The sequence below is a fragment of the Streptomyces sp. NPDC055140 genome, assembly GCF_053607285.1.
Genome location: NZ_JBSGTG010000002.1, coordinates 239,259 through 259,827, shown reverse-complemented (window position 1 = coordinate 259,827; position 20,569 = coordinate 239,259). Strand labels below are relative to the sequence as shown.

Here is a 20,569-nt window from a genome sequence, read left to right as displayed (position 1 = left end):
TTTCCCGCACTGGCATCTACGGAGCAGCAAAAATGAGCGAGAGCACCACCATCCGCTGGGAACAGGACGAGACCGGCATCGTCACGCTCGTCCTCGACGACCCCAGCCAGTCCGCGAACACGATGAACCAGGCGTTCAAGGACTCCATCGCCGCGATCGCCGACCGCGCCGAGGCCGAGAAGGACTCGATCCGCGGCATCATCTACACCTCCGCGAAGAAGACGTTCTTCGCCGGCGGTGACCTGAAGGACATGATGAAGGTCGGCCCCGGGAACGCCCAGCAGGCGTTCGAGACCGGCACCGGCATCAAGAACTCCCTGCGCCGCATCGAGACGCTCGGCAAGCCCGTCGTCGCGGCGATCAACGGCGCGGCCCTGGGCGGTGGTTACGAGATCGCGCTCGCCTCCCACCACCGCATCGCCCTCGACGCGCCCGGCTCCAAGATCGGCCTCCCGGAAGTCACGCTCGGTCTGCTCCCCGCGGGCGGTGGCGTGACCCGCACCGTACGTCTCATGGGCATCACCGACGCCCTGCTGAAGGTGCTCCTCCAGGGCACCCAGTACACCCCGAAGCGCGCCCTGGAGAACGGCCTCGTCCACGAAGTGGCGGCCACCCCCGAGGAGATGCTCACCCAGGCGCGCGCCTTCATCGACGCCAACCCCGAGTCGCAGCAGCCCTGGGACAAGCCCGGCTACCGCATCCCGGGCGGCACCCCGGCCAACCCGAAGTTCGCGGCGAACCTGCCCGCCTTCCCGGCCAACCTCAAGAAGCAGCTGAACGGCGCCCCCTACCCGGCCCCGCGCAACATCCTCGCCACGGCCGTCGAGGGCTCCCAGGTCGACTTCGAGACGGCCATGACCATCGAGGCGCGCTACTTCACCGAGCTGGTCACCGGCCAGACCGCGAAGAACATGATCCAGGCGTTCTTCTTCGACCTCCAGGCCGTCAACTCCGGCGCGAACCGGCCCAAGGGCATCGAGAAGCGCACCGTCCGCAAGGTCGCCGTCCTCGGCGCCGGCATGATGGGCGCGGGCATCGCCTACTCGTGCGCCCGCGCGGGCATCGAGGTCGTCCTCAAGGACGTGACCGCCGACGCCGCCGCCCGGGGCAAGGGCTACTCCGAGAAGCTCTGCGCCAAGGCCGTCTCCCGCGGCCGCACCACGCAGGAGAAGGCGGACGCGCTCCTCGCCCGCATCACGCCCACCGCCGAACCGCAGGACCTCGCGGGCTGCGACGCCGTGATCGAGGCCGTCTTCGAGGACCCTGCGCTCAAGCACAAGGTGTTCAAGGAGATCCAGCACGTCATCGAGCCCGACGCGCTGCTGTGCTCCAACACCTCGACCCTGCCGATCACCCTGCTCGCCGAGGGTGTCGAGCGGCCCGTCGACTTCATCGGGCTGCACTTCTTCTCGCCCGTCGACAAGATGCCGCTCGTCGAGATCATCAAGGGTGAGCGCAGCGGCGACGAGGCGCTCGCCCGCGCCTTCGACCTGGTCCGCCAGATCAACAAGACGCCGATCGTCGTGAACGACTCGCGCGGGTTCTTCACCTCGCGTGTGATCGGGCACTTCATCAACGAGGGCGTCGCGATGGTCGCCGAGGGCATCGAGCCCGCCTCCGTCGAGCAGGCCGCGGCCCAGGCCGGCTACCCGGCCAAGGTCCTGTCCCTGATGGACGAGCTGACGCTGACCCTGCCCCGCAAGATCCGCAACGAGACCAAGCGGGCCGTCGAGGAGGCGGGCGGCACCTGGGCCGGCCACCCCTCGGACGTCGTCATCGACCGCATGGTCGAGGAGTTCGGCCGTCCCGGACGCAGCGGCGGCGCCGGCTTCTACGAGTACGTGGACGGCAAGCGCGCCGGCCTGTGGCCGGGCCTGCGCGAGCACTTCACCAAGCCCGGGCACGAGATCCCGTTCAAGGACATGCAGGAGCGCATGCTCTTCTCCGAGGCGCTCGACACGGTGCGCCTCCTGGAGGAGGGCGTCCTGACCTCGGTCGCCGACGCCAACATCGGCTCCATCTTCGGCATCGGCTTCCCGGGCTGGACCGGCGGAGTCCTGCAGTACATCAACGGCTACGAGGGCGGTCTGCCCGGATTCGTGGCCCGCTCGCGCGAGCTCGCCGAGCGCTACGGCGAGCGTTTCCAGCCGACCGCGCTGCTCGTCGAGAAGGCCGAGAAGGGCGAGACCTTTACCGACGCCTGACCGTCACGGGGTTCCGCGCCGGGGCTCAGCCCTCGGCGCGGAACGCCTCCCGCAGCTGCTCGTTGAGCGACCGCTGGAACGCGGTCACCAGGGCCTGCACCACCAGCGGCTGCATATGGCCCGACAGGGACTTCATCGCCGCCACGTGCGCGGGATCCTCGGGGTTCGACTCCCGCTCCCGGTAGGGCCCCCACACCTCGTCGCGGAACAGCCGCGTCAGTTCCTGGGCGGCGTCCCGCGTGTGCTCCATGAGGACCGTGCGCGCCGCGAGGATCGTCTCGTGCGCGATCGGCACCCCGAGCAGCTCCACCCCGAGCCGCAGCAGACCGGGGTCCACGCGGAAACTGTCGGTGTCCTCCAGGTACGCGACGGCGCCCATCGCGGACAGCCGGTCCAGATCCTCCCCGGACAGGGCGTGCCCGGCCCGGCGCTCCAGCTCGGCCCGCGTGACGTCCTCCTCCGCGTCCGGGGCCCAGCTCGCGACCAGCGCGCGGTGGATCGCCAGATCGTGCGCGCTCAGGCCTGTCGGCAGCTGCCCCAGATACCGCTCGATCGCGGCGAGCGTCATGCCCTGGTGCTGGAGCTCCTCGATGAGCGCGAGCCGGGAGAGGTGGTCCCGGCCGTAGTGGCCGACCCGGCGCGGCCCGATCACGGGCGGCGGCAGCAGGCCCTTCGTGCTGTAGAAGCGGATCGTTCGGACGGTGACGCCCGCGCGCGCGGCCAGTTCGTCGACCGTGAGCGTCGGCTCCTCGGTGTCCGTCGTCATGCTGCGCCTCGCTTCTCGGGTCCCGCGTCCTGCCGTGCTCCGGTTCCACGCCCGGCAGGTTCAACAGTATTGCTGACACACCAATGTTGTGAAAGCGCGACGCGGCGGAAATGGCGGACGCTCAGGGGCCGTTCGGAAATGAGCGAGTGCTTATACGCCTTGCAGGACCCGCTGTACAGAGGCTGATCATCATGTGAGAAGTGCCGCTATGTGATCTCCGCCACCGCGTGCCGCTCGCCTCGTGGGGGAAGGTGCACAGTCGGCCCGCGCCATGTCAGGAATGTCGCGGGCCGCAGCACATCCGGACCCCGGAGCGATCCGGGCACCACAGAGGGATCCCCCCACGTGAGCAAGGAAGCCGCCAACACGGCTCTGGACGCATCCCGCACAGATGCGTCCCAGGCGCCCGCCGACGCGGGTGACGCCGGCTACAGCAAGGACCTCAAGGCCCGCCACGTCAACATGATCGCGATCGGTGGCGCGATCGGTACCGGACTGTTCCTCGGAGCGGGCGGACGCCTCCACTCGGCGGGCCCCGCACTCGCCGTCGCGTACCTCGTCTGCGGAGTCTTCGCGTACCTGGTCGTGCGCGCCCTCGGCGAGATGGTCGTGTACCGGCCGTCCTCCGGTTCCTTCGTGTCGTACGCGCGCGAGTTCCTCGGCGAGAAGGGTGCCTACGTCGCCGGCTGGATGTACTTCCTGAACTGGTCGATGACGGGCATTGCGGACATCACCGCGATCGCCCTGTACACCCAGTACTGGAGTGCCTTCACGACCATTCCGCAGTGGGTGCTCGCACTGATCGCCCTCGCGGTCGTGCTCGGCGTGAACCTGATCTCGGTGAAGTACTTCGGCGAGATGGAGTTCTGGTTCGCGATCATCAAGGTGGCCACGCTCGTCGCCTTCCTGTTCGTGGGCGTCTTCCTGATCGCCACCCAGCACCCGATCGACGGCCAGACCCCAGGCCTGAGCATGATCACGGACCACGGCGGATTCATGCCGAGCGGCACGATGTCGGTGATCCTCGTGATGCAGGGTGTCGTCTTCGCGTACGCGGCCCTGGAACTGGTGGGTGTCGCGGCGGGCGAGACCGCCGACCCGCAGAAGGTCGTCCCGCGCGCGGTGAACTCGATCATGTGGCGCGTCGGTCTGTTCTACTGCGGCTCGGTGGTGCTCCTCGCGCTGCTGCTCCCGTCCTCGGTGTACTCGTCGAACGAGAGCCCGTTCGTCACGCTCTTCAGCAAGCTGGGCATCGGCGGCATCGGCGACATCATGAACCTGGTCGTGCTCACCGCGGCCATGTCCAGCCTGAACTCCGGCCTCTACTCCACGGGCCGCATCCTGCGCTCCATGGCGATGTCGGGCTCCGCGCCCAAGTTCACCGCCCGCATGAACCGCAGCCAGGTGCCGTACGGCGGCATCCTGCTCACCGCCGGTGTCGGCGTCCTGGGAGTGGGCCTCAACTACCTCCTCCCGCACGACGCCTTCGAGATCGTCATCGAGGTCTCCTCGATCGGCATCATCGGCACCTGGGTCATGATCATGGTCGCCCACCTGGCGTTCGTCCGTCGGGCCAAGCAGGGCCTGATCAAGCGGCCGTCGTTCCGCCTGCCCTGGTCCCCGGTCACCGAGATCGTCACGATCGTCTTCCTGCTGCTCGTGCTCGGCCTCATGTGGAACGACCCGGACACGGGCCGCAAGACCCTGATGCTGATCCCGGTCATCGCGGTCCTGCTCGTCGCCGGCTGGTTCGCCGCCCGCCGCCGCATCCGGCGCGAGGCAACCCAGGAACTGACCAAGTTGACCGACGGCGAATAACGCCGCCCCCCACGGTCAGTGGCAGCTCCTACGGTGGCGTCATGTCGGAGATCACGTATGTCTTCGAGGTGACGCCACCTTGCTGTTGGACATCGCGGTGACGGTGTACGACCACGGGGACCGCGCCGCACGTTGCGAGTCGGGGGTGGTCGGGTAGGTCCCAGGCATGGCCCTGGTACCCCTGCCCCTGGAATTCCACCTCAAGGTGGGTCAAGTCGGCGCATCGGTCGCCCTGTTCGCGGCGGGGGTCCTCTCCCGGGCGCGGCGGTGGGCGGGTGCGCAGGGCACGGTCGTCCCTGGGCGCGAGCAACCGCCTCAGCCTTGCCAGTGCGCCCCCGTCCGGCCCCGCGCGGACGTCACCGGCGTGCCGCGCGGCCCGGTCGCCGCCGCCGAGACGGACCTGCGCACCTGTGTCTCGGAGCTCGCGTCCGACCTGGCGTCCCGGTTGGGCAGTGAGTCGCAGGGCAGTGGCGGCAAAGCACACCGTTTCTAGATAGTGAGCGGGAGTGAGTCGTAGATCCACTCTCGTTCGCTACGCCCGTCCCGAACGGTGTTGGGCGGGCTGGGTCGCCGCTTTCGCTTCCCTGGTGGCGTCACCACTGCTGGTGGTGGTGGTCCGGTCCGGGGTGGGCGGTCTCCCTCACGTCCGGGGTTTCGGAGTGCGGCCTGGGCGATCCGATGCCCCATGCGATCTCTCCGGTCGCGTGGGGGCGGTGTCGCCCGTCGCCGCGCCCCGAATCCCTGGGCGCGCCTTCCGATCACGAGGCTCGCGGCCTCATGCCGGGTGGTCTGATGGGTGGGGATGCTGGTCGGCTTCTGCCAGTGCTCGGCGCCCCACCGACTGCTGTACGCGGCATCGACCGCGATCACGCTGATGCCCTGCTCGGCAGCCATCGAAATGAGCCGGGCAGCCAGCCGTGCGGTGGGAAAGCGGGAGATCAGACGGCGGAAACGCTTGTTACGGCCATGCTTCTCCCGGGTCTTGGAGTCCGCGAAATCGAGGTCCTCGATCGCAATAGCGCTCGCGCCACACCGTTGCGCGTAGTGGAGCAGGCGGCTGGTGGCATGCCGGATCTGCGCATCCCGATGCAGGGCATTGCCGGTCAGGTCATAGAAGAAACGCTCCGGACGCCCGACCGGGTTGCCGTGGACGTCGAGGCGCCAGGCGGCGTAGTGATCGTTGTTGGTGTCCACGCCGATCACGGTCCCGTCTGCCAGGGCGGCTTCCAGGGTGAGGGTAGGGGCTGGGGTGCGTTGCCAGGATGCGGTCACATACCAGCGGTCTCGCACCACATCTTGGTGGATGCGATACGCAACTGCCCGGTGGTCAACGACCCGGTCCGCCCACTGTTGGCCCCTGTGCGCGAACACCGCCCGGGCGGCCAGCACGTAGCGGCCGTGCGGGGCGTTCGCCAAGTGGGCGAGCGGGGCGGGGAGTTTGAGGCTCAACTGTCCGTCAAGATCGAGACGGATGGTCTCGTTGCCGAGGCGCTTGCCGGACTCGCCGTCAGCGGACAGGAACATTCGGGCCGCCTCCCAACGAGAGCGCCACCCCTGCTCGCTGAGCCCGGCCGCATCCAGGTGATGCCGGGTATTGGCCAGCCGCTTGCCGCCACGCACCACCCGCACCCGGCCTGCCACCCAATCCGCCCGCGCCAGGGCCAAACGGTCCTCAAGGACGCGCAGGCGGCGCGACTTGGCATGCCACTCACGCCGGGAGCGATACCCGCCCGGCACGCCCCGCTCGCCCTTGGCGCCCAGCTCCAGCGCGAGGCGCTGCCGGATACAGGTGATGCCCGCCTCCAACTCCCGGACATGCGCGGCCAGGCACCGCCGCGCCAGCGCCCACTGGTCATGCGAGGCCTTGGTGACCGACCCCGCCCACCGCGCCGATGAGAGGGCACTCAAATCCCGCTTACGCACCGCCCATTGACCGGCATCGTGACCGAGCCCAGCCCTGCTGCGGACCTTCAGATCCCGTCCGGCCAACGACCCCAAATGCCGCCCCACCGCACCGAGCACCTCGGTATCGGTTGGGGACAGGCCCTTGAGACGGGTCCGCACCGCTACCCCGCTCGGGGACGAAGCCACGAACGGAGCCGCCAACACCCGCAACGCCTTCCCCGCCACCCCACCCACTCCGTCCAGCGAGCCACTCACGCAATCCGATCATCAGTCCACCCGCCCAACGAACCCCACCCGACCAAGGTCACGCACTCGACACAGGATTCTGCGTTCCCACCGCACGCTCCACACACTCACGCTCACTCCTGCGCGGTAGAAGCACGCTCAAAGCCCAACAGTTCGCCACCCCTGACCGGCACCACCGGGCCCCGGGGTCGCATACTGGATCACGTATCACCCGGGAACCGCTGGGGAGCCGTATGAAGCAGCACGAGCCCGATCCGGAGCCGCCCCCGCCCGGTGGCATCCTGTGGGACATCGCAGGTGAGGTGCGGTCCCTGTTGGCGCTTCCGGCGGCGCTCACCCTTCAGGTCGCCCACCCGGCGGTCGGCGCGGGCGTCGACGAGCACTCCGTGTTCCGCACGGACCCCTGGGGCCGCGGCGAGAGGTCCCTGCGCTCGGTGATGCTGTGGGTCTACGGCGGTGACGCCGCCGCGGAGGAGGGGCGCCGGCTGCGGCAGCTCCACCGCACCATCCGCGGCACCGACACCCGGGGTCGCAGTTACCACGCGCTGACCCCCGCCAACTACGCCTGGGTCCACGCCACCGGCTTCCCCGTCTACCGCCAGGCCCAGCGCTACCTCGGCCGCCGTCCCTTCACCGAGGCGCAGGAGCGCCGGCTCTACGCGGAGTGGCTCCAGGTCGGCCGGATCCTCGGCCTGCACGACCGCGACATGCCGCTGACCGTCGAGGAGTTCTGGCCCTACTACCGCAAGGTCCTGGCCGACGAGATCGAGCTGACGGCGGTCGTCCGTGAACTCGTCGCGGTCGACGTGCCGGTCCCGCCGCCCGACCGCGGGCCGCTGCCGGTCAGGCTCGTGCTGCGCGCACTGTGGCCGGTGCTGCTGCCCCCGCTGGCCCGCTTCCGCCGCTTCCTCACGATCGGGCTGATGCCGCCCGACGCGCGGGAGGCCATCGGCCTGCCGTGGACCCCGGTCCAGGAGCGCAGGCTGCGACGGTTCGGCGCGGTCGTACAACAGGTGGTGCCGCTCCTGCCGGAGCGCCTGCGCTATCTGCCGATGGCGAGACGGGCGCGAGCCGCCGAAGCGGCCCGCGCCCGCTGACCCCGAGAGGCCACTGCTCACGGCGCGATCAGGCGTCAGTGGTCGTGCACCGAATTCGTCGCGGCGATCTGCTTCCACGACTTCGGCTTCGCCGGCGCCACCCCGGCCCGCGCGACCCGGTCCCGCTGCGCCGCTGCCGTGCCCGGCTTCGACGGCTGGTAGAGCCATGTGTCGAAGAGCCCCGCCAGCGGCTTGCCCGAGACCTTCTCGGCGAACTTCACGAAGTCGGAGACCTTCGCGTTCCCGTACGCGTGCTCCTGCGGCCAGCCCTTGAGGATCGCGGCGAACTTCTTCTCGCCGACCTCGTTGCGCAGCGCCTGGATGGCGAGTGCCCCGCGGTCGTACACGGCGATGTCGAACTGGTTCTCCGCGCCCGGGTCACCGGGCTTGACCTGCCAGAACGCGTCGTCGGCCGGGTGCTGCGCGTACGTGTAGTCCGCCAGCTCCTGCGCCGTGCCCTCGCCCTCCTTCTCCGACCACAGCCACTGGCTGTAGCGGGCGAAGCCCTCGTTGATCCAGATGTCCTTCCAGCCGTCGACGGAGACGCTGTCGCCGTACCACTGGTGCGCCAGCTCGTGCACGATCACCGACACGTTCGACCCGTTCGCGAACTGCTTCGGGCTGTAGAACGGCCGCGTCTGCGTCTCCAGGGCGAAGCCGGACGGCACGTTCGGGACGTACCCGCCGAGCGCGTTGAACGGGTACTTCCCGAACTTCGTCTCCAGCCACTCGGCGACCTCGGTGGTCCGCTCGACGCTCGCGCGCGCCGCGCCGTAGTTGTCGCCCAGGTCCTTGCTGTACGCGTTCACGACCGGCAGGCCGTCCGCCGTCTTGTCGGTCGTGATGTCGAACTTGCCGACCGCGAGCGTGGTCAGGTACGTCGCCTGCGGCTTGTTGGAGCGCCAGTTGAAGCGCGTCCAGCCGAGCTTCGACGACTGCGACTGGAGCACGCCGTTGGAGATCGCCTGCGTCCCGTCCGGCACGGCCACCGACACGTCGTACGTCGCCTTGTCGCGCGGGTGGTCGTTCGACGGGAACCACCAGGCCGCGGACTCCGGCTCGTTCGCCCCGATGCCGCCGTCCGGGGTGCGCTGCCAGGACGTGAAGCCGTACAGCTTCACCTCGGACGGCTTGCCGGCGTAGCGGACGACGACGGTGAACGTCGATCCCTTGGGCAGGCCCGCCGGCGGAGTGACCTCGAGTTCCTCCACGCCGGACGTGGCGAACTTGGCCTTCTTGCCGTTGACGAGGACCTCGCTGACCTTGAGGCCGAAGTCGAGGTCGAAGCGCGACAGGTCCTGCGTGGACGTGGCGAGGATCGTCGCCGTGCCCTCCAGGAGGTCCGTCTTCGGCTGGTACTTCAGGCGCAGGTCGTAGTGGGAGACGTCGTAGCCGCCGTTCCCGTAGTCCGGGTAGTAGGGGTCGCCGATGCCCGAAGCCCCAGGGGAGAAGTCCGCCGCCGATGCCGGGATCGCCAGCATGAGAGCGGCCGCCAGTGCGCCCGGGGCGATGAGTCTGCGGTACACGAAAGCTCCAAGTCGTAGGGCCGTGAACGTTGTTGCCGACCCTATTCAGCCCCTCCCGACCCGGTCATGTCCATGGCCTCACGTGTCACACGATCGCCATTCGGCCGACATGTGCCAATCCGTCCCATGGACCTTTCATCGCCAAGGACTGCCCTCTTTTGCAAGGGAGTTCACCGGGGTAGCTTCCGCCCCATGCCGATACCTGAGAGACGCACGCGCCCCCTGTGGAGGACGCTCGCGACAGCGGCCACCGCCGCACTCCTTGCCGTCCTTGTCTCTCCCGGGGCCGCCCAGAGCGCCGCGCCCCGTGAGTCGAAGCCTGTCTACTCGTACGACAAGGCCATCCGTGAATCCGTCTGGGTCGACACCCGGCTCGACGGGGACGGAGACGGGAAGACCGACCGGGTCGCCGTCGACATCATCCGGCCGCGCGAACCCGCGCAGCAGGGCCGCAAAGTCCCCGTGATCATGGACGCGAGCCCGTACTACTCCTGCTGCGGCCGCGGCAACGAGAGCCAGCTGAAGACGTACGACGAGCACGGGAACGTCGTCCAGTTCCCGCTGTTCTACGACAACTACTTCGTGCCGCGCGGCTACGCCTTCGTCGCCGTCGACCTCGCCGGAACCAACCGCTCCGACGGCTGTGTCGACGTCGGCGGCCGCTCCGACATCCAGTCCGGCAAGGCCGTCGTCGACTGGCTGAACGGCCGCGGCAAGGGCTACACCACCCGCACGGGCACCGAACGCGCCAAGGCCGGCTGGACCAACGGCAGAACCGGCATGATCGGCAAGAGCTACGACGCCACCATCGCGAACGGCGTCGCCGCCACCGGAGTCGAGGGCCTGAAGACGATCGTCCCGATCGGCGGCATCTCCTCCTGGTACGACTACTACTTCCAGCAGGGCGCGCCCCTGTACGACAGCGGGCCCGAGTGGCTGTCCGACTACGTCGAGAGCCCCGAGGCCCGCGCGCGCTGTGCCGCCGCGCAGAAGCGACTTGTCGACGAAGCGCCCAGGACCGGCGACTGGACCGGCCTGTGGGACGAGCGGAACTACGTGCCCGACGCCGGCAAGGTCAAGGCCAGCGTCTTCGTCGTGCACGGCATGCAGGACCTCAACGTCCGCGCCAAGCACTTCGGCCAGTGGTGGGACGCCCTCGCGAAGGCGGGCGTCGACCGCAAGATCTGGCTCGCGCAGACCGGCCACGTCGACCCCTTCGACTCCCGCCGGAGCGCCTGGGTCGACACCCTCCACCGCTGGTTCGACCATGAACTCCTCGGCTACGACAACGGCGTGGACCGCGAGCCGATGGCCGACATCGAGCGCACCCCCGACCACTGGACCACCGACCGTGTCTGGCCGCCCCGCACCACCGACTCCGTGCGTCTGAGCCCCGCCAAGGGCAGCGCGGCCGGTGTCGGCACGCTCGGTCTGAAGCACGGCTCGGGCACGGAGGCGTTCACCGACGACCCGAAGCTGAGCGAGACCGACTGGGCCGCGCAGATCGACAAGTCGACGCCGGAAAAGGCCGGGTTCATCACCGAGCCGCTCGGCAAGGACCTGCGCCTGTCCGGCTCGTCGAAGGTCACGGTCACCGCCACGCCGTCGACCACGACCGCCCACCTCTCGGCCGTCCTCGTCGACCTCGGCCCGGCCACCATCCGCGACTACGCCGGCGCCGGTGAGGGCATCACCACGCTCACCGACCGCACCTGCTGGGGCGCGAGCACGGCCGGCGACAGCTCCTGCTTCCTGCGGACCGAGGCCAAGACCGCCGACGTCGACCGGACCGTGTTCAGCCGCGGCTGGGCCGACCTCGGCAACTACGCCTCCGACCGCACGGGCAAGGCACTCACCCCGGGCAAGCCCTACACCATCACCCTCGACCTGGCCCCGAGCGACCACGTCGTGCCGGCGGGCCACCGCCTCGCGCTGATCGTCGCGGGCACCGACAAGGACCTCATCGACCCGCCGTCCACCAAGCCCACGCTCACCCTCGACCTGGCCAGGACGTCCGCGCGCGTCCCGTTCGTCGGCGGAGCCCACGCGTTCGCGTCCGCCACGGCCGGCACCCACACCGCCGCGCCGCGCACGTCGGCACCCGAGCGCCTGACCGACCCCCGCCCGTTCCGCCCCGTCCCGGGAGGCAGCGCTCGATGACACCGCCCTCGATGACACCCCGTATCCGTACCCTCGCGCTGGCCGCGACGGCGGCCGCCCTCGCCGCGCCCCTGCTCACGGCCCCGGCCCAGGCGTCCTCCGCGGTGCCGCGGACCGGCTTCGAGCAGCGCGACGGAGCCGGCTGGACCAGTCAGCCCGAGGAGCAGGACTTCCTCGCGTCGGTCGACAAGGGCAGTGACCGTGTCTCCGTCGACACGGCCGGCACCACCAAGCAGGGCAGGCCCGTCCAGCTCGTCCGCATCGGCGAGCACCGGACCGCGAACACCGTGCTGCTCATCTGCAGCCAGCACGGCAACGAACCGTCGGGCCGCGAGGCGTGTCTCACCACGATCCGCGACCTCGCCTACGCCAAGGACAAGCAGACGAAGGCCTTCCTGTCCCGCACCACCCTGCTCGTCGTCCCCACCGCCAACCCCGACGGACGCGCCGCGAACACCCGTGGCAACTCCGACGGCATCGACATCAACCGCGACCACATCGCCCTGGAGACCGCCGAGGCGCGGGCCATGGCCGCCGTCATCCGCGACCGCAAGCCCGACGTGATCTACGACCTCCACGAGTACGGGGCCACACCCAAGTACTACGACAAGGACCTCTTCGACCTCTGGCCGCGCAACCTCAACACCGACACCCAGGTCCACGACGAGGCGGAGACCCTCTCGACGGCGTACGTCCGTCCTGCCGCCAACTCGGGCGGATACTCCACCGGCACGTACGGCATCTGGACCGACCCCGTGACCGGTGAGCCCGTCAAGCAGACCGCGGGGGACGGGCAGGAACGCATCCTGCGCAATGTCTCCGGCGTGAAGCACGCGGTCGGACTGCTCATCGAGAGCCGTGTCGACCCCCGGACCGACGCGGAGAAGGCCGACCCGGCGCTCAACAACCGGCGCCGGGTGAAGAGCCAACTGGCCGCGCTCGGCGGCCTGTTCACGTTCACCGACCAGCATCGCGGCAGGATCGAGGCGGCCACCGGCGCCGCCCGCGTGGCCGGATTCCGCGACCGCGGACCCGTCTACGTCGGTGGCGCGGACAACGACCCGGCCGAACCCGCGGAGATCATCCAGAATCCGCCGTGCGGCTACCGTCTCGACGCGGCTAAGTACGCGGCCGTGAAGGACAAGCTGGCGCTGCACGGGATCACCGTGCGCAAGGACCGGGCGGGGGAAGGGGTGTTCGTGCCGCTGCGCCAGTCCGAAAGGGCGCTCGTGACACTGCTCCTCGACGCGCGTGCTCCGTATCACCTCATTGAGGGGGAACCCGACACAACCTGCTGAATCCGGGGCATTCACGCCATTTGTGGTAGGCCCTGAGGGGTGAATAATCCCGAAATCAAACCTGCCGCGGAGGCGACGGGGCGACGGAGTCCGGCGACCGACCGGGTGGTGTTCGGCGTGACAGCCGCACTCACCGTGGCGTTCGTCATCTGGGGCTCCGTCGCCACCGACTCCCTTGAGGACGTCTCGACACGCCTCCTCAAAGGGCTGATCCACAACGCCGGTTGGGCGTTCATGCTGGCCGCGTCCGGGTTCGTCGTCTTCGCGCTCTGGTTGGCGATCAGCCGGTACGGGAAGATCACGCTGGGCGACGAGGGCGAGACGCCCGAGTTCAGGACCGTCTCCTGGGTCGCCATGATGTTCAGCGCCGGCATGGGCATCGGCCTGATGTTCTACGGAGTCAGCGAGCCCCTCGCCCACTACACCAGGCACCCGCCGGGCACCCAGCCCGTCGACTCCGCCCAGGCCATGGAGACCTCCATGGCCACGACCCTCTTCCACTGGACGCTGCACCCCTGGGCGATCTACGCCGTCGTCGGACTGGCCATCGCCTACAGCACGTTCAGACGCCGTCGCCGGCAGACCATCAGCTCCGTCTTCGTACCGCTGATCGGCGAGCGGCACGCGCACGGGGCCTGGGGCCGCGTCATCGACATCATCGCGATCTTCGCCACGCTCTTCGGCTCCGCCGCGTCCCTCGGCCTCGGCGCCCTGCAGATCGGCAGCGGATTCGAGGTGCTCAACTGGATGGACAAGGCGAGCACAGGGCTCCTCGTCACCATCATCGCGGTCCTCACCGTCGCCTTCGTCGCCTCGGCGGTGTCCGGGGTGGAGAAGGGTATCCAGTGGCTGTCCAACATCAACATGGTCCTCGCGCTGATCCTGGTCGTGTTCGTGTTCATCGCCGGGCCGACGATCCTGGTCCTCGACCTGCTGCCCACGTCCCTGGGCGCGTACCTCGGTGACCTGCCGCAGCTCGTCGGGAGGACCGAGGCGTCCAGCGGCAAGGGCGTCGCGGCCTGGCTGGGCAGCTGGACGGTCTTCTACTGGGCGTGGTGGATCTCCTGGACGCCGTTCGTCGGCATGTTCATCGCCCGCATCAGCAAGGGCCGCACGATCCGGCAGTTCGTCGGCGGCGTCATCCTCGTCCCCAGCACCGTCAGCCTCATCTGGTTCGCGGTCTTCGGCGGTACGGCGATGAACCTGAAGGAGGACGGTGCACTCGGCAACGCCTCCACCCCCGAGGCCCAACTCTTCGGCGTGCTCCACGAGTTCCCCATCGCCACCGCGACGAGCCTGCTCGTGATGATCCTCGTCGGGATCTTCTTCGTGTCCGGCGCCGACGCGGCCTCCATCGTGATGGGCACCCTCTCGCAGAAGGGCGCCCTCGAACCCGGCCGCTTCGTGGTCATCTTCTGGGGCGTCGTCACCGGAGCCGTCGCCGCCGTGATGCTCCTCATCGGCAACGGCTCGGGCAACGCGCTGACAGGCCTGCAGAACCTGACGATCCTCGTCGCCGCGCCCTTCACCCTCGTCATGATCGGGATGTGCGTGGCCCTGATGCGGGACCTGCGCCACGACCCGCTGATCGTCCGCGGCGACAAGGGCGTCGAGGCCGTCGAGGCGGCGGTCGTCGCCGGACACGAACAGTACGACGGCGACTTCGAGATCCGGATCGGGCCGGGCCAGGGCACGGAGCGTGAGGGCGACCCGATCGGCTAGCCCCCGGTCTGTGCGGTCGAAGCACTCAGGAGACGGCGAGCCCGGTCGCCTCCTGGGCGCAGCCCCCAGGCGACCGTCACACCGGCCCCGCCGTGGCCGCAGTCGTGGACCGACACCCCGCCCCACGGCACCCGTTCACGCTCGACCCGCACCTCGGGCCGCGTCGGCCGCAGCGCCGCAGCCCCACCCGGTGCCCGACGACCCGCGCCCCCGCTACCTCGGGCCGCACCGCCGCACACCGCACCGCCGCACACCGCGCCACGATCGCTGTGCCTCGGCGGGATCGGGTTCCACGAGCGGACCGTAGCGGAATGAGTCATGCCGTGCTCACATCAGCACTTGGGTGGGAATACTCAGGACATGTCTGCCGAGTACACGACCTTCGGCCTGGCACCGGCCATGCGCGCCGGTGGAGTTCTCACGAACGGGGACTACCAAGTCCACCGGGAGTTCCTGGACTTCATCGTGAACGGCTCGCCGCTGCTGTTCCAGCTCTCCGACCTCGACGCCGTCTCCCCGCTCGCCTCCGACATCCCGCCGGCGATCTTCACGGCCCACGTCCGCAGCCTGCTCCTCGAAGCGGACGCGCCGCTGCCCGGCGGCCGCTACGTCATCTACGGGTGCCCCGAGTGCGAAGGCCTCGAATGCGGGGCCGTCACCGCGGTCATCGAGGCGGACGGGCCCGACGTCATCTGGCGCGACTTCGCCTGGCAGACCGAGGAGCAAGCCGACCTGGAACTCAACGGCTATCACGGCATAGGCCCCTTCCGCTTCCACGGCACCGTGTACCGCGAGGCCCTGCGGCCGCTGCTCGACGGCGCCGCGGTGCCGGCCCCGGCCCGCCGTGTCCTGCTCATCGGGGCCCGCGTAGCCGTCCTCGCCAGACTCGCCGCCGCTCTGCGCACGATCGGCATCGGCGCCGAGATCACCCAGGACGCGGCCGGTGTGCCGCCCGAGGAACTGCGTACCTACGGCGCGGTCGCCTTCGGGCGCGCCGTCAGCGAGTCCGACCGGGCCGCGGTGCGCGAACAGTTCGAGCGGGCGGGTGCGGAGGCGGCGTACGTGGACGGTCTCGCCCCGATCATCCCGCTTCTCGTCGCCCAGATAGAGAGCGCCCTGGACCGCCGCGCGGTCCCGCAGCGGCGCCTCACCCGCCTCGTCGCCGCCGACGGGGAGGCGGGCCTGGAGGTGACCTCCGCCTGCCGGGTCCGCCTCACCGCGTACCGCCTCGACCGTCTCTACCGCACCCACGCCGAGGACGTCTTCGACGCCGTACTCGAACCGGGCCGCCACCGCATCGCGCTCGACCCGAAGGCGACCAGGGGTGAGTCGTTCGTCGTGGCCCGCACCACGGGGAGCGTGCTGGTGGCGCCCATGGCCCGGTGAGGGGGGTCTTGCGCTGACGGGGAGCGGCGGGCGTAGGGGTCCGCCCGCTCGCTAAAATCGGCGGTCTGATGACTGCCACTCTCGTAGCCAAGAACCTCGCCGCCGGGCACGGCGACCGGTCCCTGTTCTCCGGGCTCGACCTCGTGGTCGCGCCCGGCGACGTGATCGGGCTCGTCGGCGCCAACGGCGCCGGGAAGTCCACGCTCCTCAAACTCCTCGCCGGCCTCGACACCCCCGAGCAGGGCGAGCTGCGGCTCTCGCCGCCCGGCGCGACCGTGGGGCACCTGCCCCAGGAGCCGGAACGCCGCCCCGGCGAGACCGTGCGCGAGTTCCTCGCCCGGCGCACCGGCGTCGACGCCGCGCAGCGTGCCATGGACGAGGCCACCCAGGCCCTCGTCGACGGGGCGCCGGGGGCCGACGACGCCTACTCCGTCAGCCTGGAGCGCTGGCTCGACCTCGGCGGCGCCGACCTCGACGAGCGCGCCGAGGAGATCACCGGCTCCCTCGGCCTCGGCGTCGGCCTCGACCAGGCGATGACCTCGCTCTCCGGCGGCCAGGCCGCTCGCGCGGGTCTCGCCTCGCTGCTGCTGTCCCGCTACGACGTGTTCCTGCTCGACGAGCCGACCAACGACCTCGACCTGGACGGCCTGGAGCGCCTGGAGTCCTTCGTGCGCGGGCTGCGCGCGGGCACGGTCGTCGTCAGCCACGACCGTGAGTTCCTGACCCGCACCGTCACCAAGGTCGTGGAGCTCGACCTCGCCCAGCAGGAGATCAACCTCTACGGCGGCGGATACGAGGCGTACCTGGAGGAGCGCGAGGTCGCCCGACGGCACGCGCGCGACGAGTTCGACGAGTACGCCGACAAGAAGGCCGCGCTCGAAGGCCGCGCCCAGATGCAGCGGGGCTGGATGGACAAGGGTGTCAAGAACGCCCGCCGCAAGGCCACGGACAACGACAAGATCGGCCGCAAGTTCCGCAGCGAGGCCAGCGAGAAGCAGGCGGCCAAGGCCCGGCAGACGCAGCGCATGATCGAGCGCCTCGACGTCGTGGACGAACCGCGCAAGGAGTGGGAGCTGCGCATGGAGATCGCGGCGGCGCCGCGCTCCGGCGCCGTCGTCGCCACGCTGCGCGACGCCGAGGTGCGGCGCGGCGACTTCACGCTCGGTCCGGTCTCGCTCCAGATCGACTGGGCCGACCGCATCGCGATCACCGGGGCCAACGGCGCCGGGAAGTCGACGCTGCTCGGCGCTCTCCTCGGCCGGGTGCCCCTGGACGCGGGGCACGCGACGCTCGGCTCCGGTGTCGTCGTCGGCGAGGTCGACCAGGCGCGGGCCCTGTTCCACGGCTCGGAGTCGCTGCTCGACGCGTTCTGCGCGGCCGTGCCGGACACCGAGCCGGCCGACGTGCGCACGCTGCTCGCGAAGTTCGGCCTGAAGGCCGATCACGTCCTGCGGTCGGCGGCCACGCTGTCGCCGGGCGAGCGCACCCGCGCAGCGCTGGCGCTGCTACAGGGCCGCGGCGTCAACCTGCTCGTCCTGGACGAGCCGACCAACCACCTCGACCTGCCCGCCATCGAGCAGCTGGAGTCGGCGCTCGACTCGTACGAGGGCACGCTCCTGCTCGTCACCCATGACCGCCGGATGCTGGACGCCGTCAGGACGCAGCGGCGGCTGGAGGTCGCCAACGGCAAAGTGACGGAGCTGTCCGTCTGACCTTCTGCGGTGTGGCGCGTGGGCCGACGTGTGGCGCGTGGGCCCACGCGTGGCGCGGGGCTGACGTGAGCCGACCGCGTCGGCGTGGCGCCCGGGGCCGGTCACCTGCGTGGTGACCGGCCCCGGGTGTGTCAGCGCCCCTTCGGGTTGAGCAGGCCTGCGCGGCGCAGCGCTTCGGCCATCTCGCTGTTCGCGGGCGCGGGCGCGGACGCGCCACCACGCCGCTGCCCCTGGGACTGCTGCCGCTGACCCTGACCCTGACCCTGACCCTGGCCCTGCTGGCGTCGGCCCTGGCCGCCCTGACCCTGACCGCCCTGTGCCTGGCCCTGGCGCTGCTGCCCTCGCTGCTGCGGCGGGCGCCCGCCACGCTCCCGGCGGCCGCCACCGCCACCGGCACCTGCTCCGCCCCCGGCGCCCGGCTCGCCCGCCGCCGCCTCGTCGTCAAGGCGGAGCGTCAGCGAGATCCGCTTGCGCGGGATGTCCACGTCGAGGACCTTCACCTTGACGATGTCACCCGGCTTCACGACGTCCCGCGGGTCCTTCACGAACGTCTTCGACATCGCGGACACATGCACGAGCCCGTCCTGGTGCACACCGACGTCCACGAACGCGCCGAATGCCGCCACATTCGTCACGACACCCTCGAGGACCATCCCGGAGGCCAGGTCGGAGATCTTCTCGACGCCGTCCTTGAAGGTCGCCGTCTTGAAGGCGGGACGTGGGTCGCGCCCCGGCTTCTCCAGCTCCTTCAGGATGTCCGAAACCGTCGGCAGACCGAAGGTGTCGTCCACGAACTCGGCCGGCTTCAGCGACCGCAGCGCCGCTGCGTTCCCGATGAGGGACGCGACCTCGCCGCCCGTCGTCTTGACCATGCGACGGACCACGGGGTACGCCTCCGGGTGCACGGACGACGCGTCGAGCGGGTCGTCGCCGCCACGGATCCGCAGGAAGCCCGCGCACTGCTCGTACGCCTTCGGGCCCAGCCTGGACACGTCCTTGAGACCCTTCCGGGACGTGAACGGGCCGTTCGCGTCGCGGTGCGCCACGATGTTCTCCGCGAGGCCCGAGCCGATGCCGGACACGCGGGAGAGCAGGGGAGCGGACGCCGTGTTCACGTCCACGCCCACGCCGTTCACACAGTCCTCGACGACCGCGTCCAGGGAGCGCGACAGCTTCACCTCGGACAGGTCGTGCTGGTACTGGCCGACACCGATCGACTTCGGGTCGATCTTCACCAGCTCGGCCAGGGGGTCCTGGAGGCGGCGGGCGATCGACACGGCGCCGCGCAGCGACACGTCCATGTCGGGCAGCTCCTGCGAGGCGAAGGCCGACGCCGAGTACACCGACGCGCCCGCTTCCGACACCATCACCTTGGTGAGGTTCAACTCCGGGTGCTTGGTGATCAGTTCACCGGCGAGCTTGTCGGTCTCGCGCGACGCCGTGCCGTTCCCGATCGCGATCAGGTCGACCTTGTGCTCCTGGGAGAGACGGGCCAGTTTGGCCAGCGCCTCGTCCCACCGGTTCGCAGGCACGTGCGGGTGGATGACGTCCGTCGCCACGACCTTGCCCGTCGCGTCGACGACCGCGACCTTCACGCCCGTACGGAAGCCGGGGTCGAGGCCCAGCGTCGCGCGCGTGCCCGCAGGGGCGGCGAGCAGCAGGTCCCGCAGGTTCGCCGCGAAGACCTGCACGGCCTCGTCCTCCGCCGCCGTGCGCAGCCGCAGCCGCAGGTCGAGGCCGAGGTGCACCAGGATGCGGGTCCGCCAGGCCCAGCGCACCGTGTCGGACAGCCACTTGTCCCCGGGCCGCCCCTGGTTCCTGATCCCGAACCGGTCCGCGACGATCGGCTCGTACGAGGACGGGCCCCCGGCCGCGTCCCCCGGCTCCTCCGGATCCAGGGTCAGGTCGAGGATCTCCTCCTTCTCGCCGCGGAGCATCGCGAGGATCCGGTGGGAGGGCAGCGCGGTGAACGGCTCCGAGAAGTCGAAGTAGTCGGCGAACTTGGCGCCCGCCTCCTCCTTGCCCTCGCGGACCTTGGCGGCCAGCTGTCCCCGGCCCCACATGCGCTCACGCAGCTCGCCGATCAGGTCGGCATCCTCGGAGAACCGCTCGGTGAGGATGGCGCGGGCGCCGTCGAGCGCGGCCTGCGCGTCCGCGACGCCCTTGTCGGCGTCGACGAACGCGGCCGCCGCGGCGGCCGGTTCCACCGTCGGGTCCCCGAGCAGCCCGTCCGCCAGCGGCTCGAGCCCCGCCTCACGCGCGATCTGCGCCTTGGTGCGGCGCTTCGGCTTGAACGGCAGGTAGATGTCCTCCAGGCGCGCCTTGGTCTCGGCGGCCATGATCTGCGCCGCCAACTCGTCGGTCAGCTTGCCCTGTTCCCTGACCGAGTCGAGGACCGCCGCACGCCGCTCCTCCAGCTCCCGCAGATAGCGCAGCCGCTCCTCGAGCGTGCGCAGCTGCGCGTCGTCGAGCATCTCGGTCGCTTCCTTGCGGTAGCGCGCGATGAACGGGACCGTCGAACCGCCGTCGAGCAGCTCGACCGCGGCCTTCACCTGCCGCTCCCGTACGCCGAGCTCCTCGGCAATCCTGCCTTCGATGGACCCCGTGATGGGGCCTGCGCTGGGTGTTGCCACGATGCCGTACCGCCTTCTCAACTGAGGGTGCGCGGCAATTGTGGCAGGTGGCGCCGACAACGGGGGGCAGCCCACCGGCCTGCCGGCGCCCGGTGG

General features: G+C 70.2%; 13 protein-coding genes and 1 pseudogene. 9 read left to right on the top strand and 5 right to left on the bottom strand.

Going from position 1 to position 20,569, the window contains the following annotated elements:
• The first annotated feature begins 32 nt into the window (after positions 1–32).
• The gene (locus tag ACWFR4_RS05045; RefSeq protein ID WP_453650884.1) at positions 33–2,204 is read left to right on the top strand and encodes a 3-hydroxyacyl-CoA dehydrogenase NAD-binding domain-containing protein; all 2,172 of its coding nucleotides are present in this window, start codon (positions 33–35) and stop codon (positions 2,202–2,204) included.
• 25 nt (positions 2,205–2,229) lie between these two features.
• Here the strand turns inward: ACWFR4_RS05045 and ACWFR4_RS05040 are convergent, their stop codons facing one another.
• On the bottom strand, positions 2,230–2,970 hold the full coding sequence (locus ACWFR4_RS05040) for a MerR family transcriptional regulator (protein ID WP_453650882.1): 741 nt from the start codon (positions 2,968–2,970) through the stop codon (positions 2,230–2,232).
• A gap of 345 nt (positions 2,971–3,315) precedes the next feature.
• Here ACWFR4_RS05040 and ACWFR4_RS05035 point away from each other — a divergent pair, with 345 nt between their 5' ends.
• Positions 3,316–4,788: an amino acid permease gene (locus tag ACWFR4_RS05035; RefSeq protein ID WP_453650880.1), complete on the top strand. Its 1,473-nt coding sequence runs from the start codon at positions 3,316–3,318 to the stop codon at positions 4,786–4,788.
• Positions 4,789–4,954: 166 nt separating this feature from the next.
• On the top strand, positions 4,955–5,281 hold the full coding sequence (locus ACWFR4_RS05030) for a hypothetical protein (protein WP_453650878.1): 327 nt from the start codon (positions 4,955–4,957) through the stop codon (positions 5,279–5,281).
• On the opposite strand, the gene ACWFR4_RS05025 is transcribed toward ACWFR4_RS05030, so the two are convergent.
• On the bottom strand, positions 5,278–6,948 hold the full coding sequence (locus tag ACWFR4_RS05025) for an IS200/IS605 family accessory protein TnpB-related protein (protein WP_453650876.1): 1,671 nt from the start codon (positions 6,946–6,948) through the stop codon (positions 5,278–5,280). The genes ACWFR4_RS05030 and ACWFR4_RS05025 overlap by 4 nt on opposite strands.
• Before the next feature lie 224 nt (positions 6,949–7,172).
• Here ACWFR4_RS05025 and ACWFR4_RS05020 point away from each other — a divergent pair, with 224 nt between their 5' ends.
• Positions 7,173–8,036 (top strand): oxygenase MpaB family protein, encoded by an 864-nt coding sequence (locus ACWFR4_RS05020; RefSeq protein WP_453650874.1) that lies wholly within the window; start codon positions 7,173–7,175, stop codon positions 8,034–8,036.
• A gap of 35 nt (positions 8,037–8,071) precedes the next feature.
• On the opposite strand, the gene ACWFR4_RS05015 is transcribed toward ACWFR4_RS05020, so the two are convergent.
• Positions 8,072–9,562: a M1 family metallopeptidase gene (locus ACWFR4_RS05015; protein ID WP_453467441.1), complete on the bottom strand. Its 1,491-nt coding sequence runs from the start codon at positions 9,560–9,562 to the stop codon at positions 8,072–8,074.
• Between the two features lie 192 nt (positions 9,563–9,754).
• Between ACWFR4_RS05015 and ACWFR4_RS05010 the strand changes: the two genes are divergently transcribed.
• The 3 genes from ACWFR4_RS05010 to ACWFR4_RS05000 all read left to right on the top strand — a co-directional run bounded on the left by ACWFR4_RS05010 (position 9,755) and on the right by ACWFR4_RS05000 (position 14,742).
• A complete protein-coding gene (locus tag ACWFR4_RS05010; RefSeq protein ID WP_453650872.1) occupies positions 9,755–11,722 on the top strand; it encodes a Xaa-Pro dipeptidyl-peptidase in 1,968 nt (655 codons plus the stop codon).
• A gap of 11 nt (positions 11,723–11,733) precedes the next feature.
• The gene (locus ACWFR4_RS05005) at positions 11,734–13,020 is read left to right on the top strand and encodes a M14 family metallopeptidase (RefSeq protein ID WP_453467437.1); all 1,287 of its coding nucleotides are present in this window, start codon (positions 11,734–11,736) and stop codon (positions 13,018–13,020) included.
• 108 nt (positions 13,021–13,128) lie between these two features.
• A complete protein-coding gene (locus ACWFR4_RS05000) occupies positions 13,129–14,742 on the top strand; it encodes a BCCT family transporter (RefSeq protein ID WP_453651400.1) in 1,614 nt (537 codons plus the stop codon).
• 25 nt (positions 14,743–14,767) lie between these two features.
• Here the strand turns inward: ACWFR4_RS05000 and ACWFR4_RS04995 are convergent.
• Positions 14,768–14,992: pseudogene (locus ACWFR4_RS04995) on the bottom strand (amino acid oxidase); the annotation flags it as partial.
• A gap of 110 nt (positions 14,993–15,102) precedes the next feature.
• Here ACWFR4_RS04995 and ACWFR4_RS04990 point away from each other — a divergent pair.
• Both ACWFR4_RS04990 and ACWFR4_RS04985 read left to right on the top strand, forming a co-directional pair.
• Complete coding sequence (locus ACWFR4_RS04990) at positions 15,103–16,128, top strand: oxidoreductase (protein ID WP_453467435.1); 1,026 nt, start codon at positions 15,103–15,105, stop codon at positions 16,126–16,128.
• 68 nt (positions 16,129–16,196) lie between these two features.
• Entirely contained in the window at positions 16,197–17,840 is a 1,644-nt protein-coding gene (locus tag ACWFR4_RS04985; protein WP_453467433.1) for an ABC-F family ATP-binding cassette domain-containing protein, read from the top strand.
• Between the two features lie 131 nt (positions 17,841–17,971).
• Here ACWFR4_RS04985 and ACWFR4_RS04980 read toward each other — a convergent pair whose 3' ends face one another.
• Complete coding sequence (locus ACWFR4_RS04980; protein ID WP_453650870.1) at positions 17,972–20,473, bottom strand: Tex family protein; 2,502 nt, start codon at positions 20,471–20,473, stop codon at positions 17,972–17,974.
• Between the last annotated feature and the right edge of the window lie 96 nt (positions 20,474–20,569).

Bases quoted from the DNA above. Each gene is read 5' to 3' on its own strand.
- ACWFR4_RS05045 (WP_453650884.1), top strand. From the start codon at position 33: ATGAGCGAGAGCACCACCATCCGCTGGGAACAGGACGAGACCGGCATC.
- ACWFR4_RS05040 (WP_453650882.1), bottom strand. From the start codon at position 2,970: ATGACGACGGACACCGAGGAGCCGACGCTCACGGTCGACGAACTGGCC.
- ACWFR4_RS05030 (WP_453650878.1), top strand. From the start codon at position 4,955: ATGGCCCTGGTACCCCTGCCCCTGGAATTCCACCTCAAGGTGGGTCAA.
- ACWFR4_RS05020 (WP_453650874.1), top strand. From the start codon at position 7,173: ATGAAGCAGCACGAGCCCGATCCGGAGCCGCCCCCGCCCGGTGGCATC.
- ACWFR4_RS05010 (WP_453650872.1), top strand. From the start codon at position 9,755: ATGCCGATACCTGAGAGACGCACGCGCCCCCTGTGGAGGACGCTCGCG.
- ACWFR4_RS05005 (WP_453467437.1), top strand. From the start codon at position 11,734: ATGACACCCCGTATCCGTACCCTCGCGCTGGCCGCGACGGCGGCCGCC.
- ACWFR4_RS04990 (WP_453467435.1), top strand. From the start codon at position 15,103: ATGTCTGCCGAGTACACGACCTTCGGCCTGGCACCGGCCATGCGCGCC.
- ACWFR4_RS04985 (WP_453467433.1), top strand. From the start codon at position 16,197: ATGACTGCCACTCTCGTAGCCAAGAACCTCGCCGCCGGGCACGGCGAC.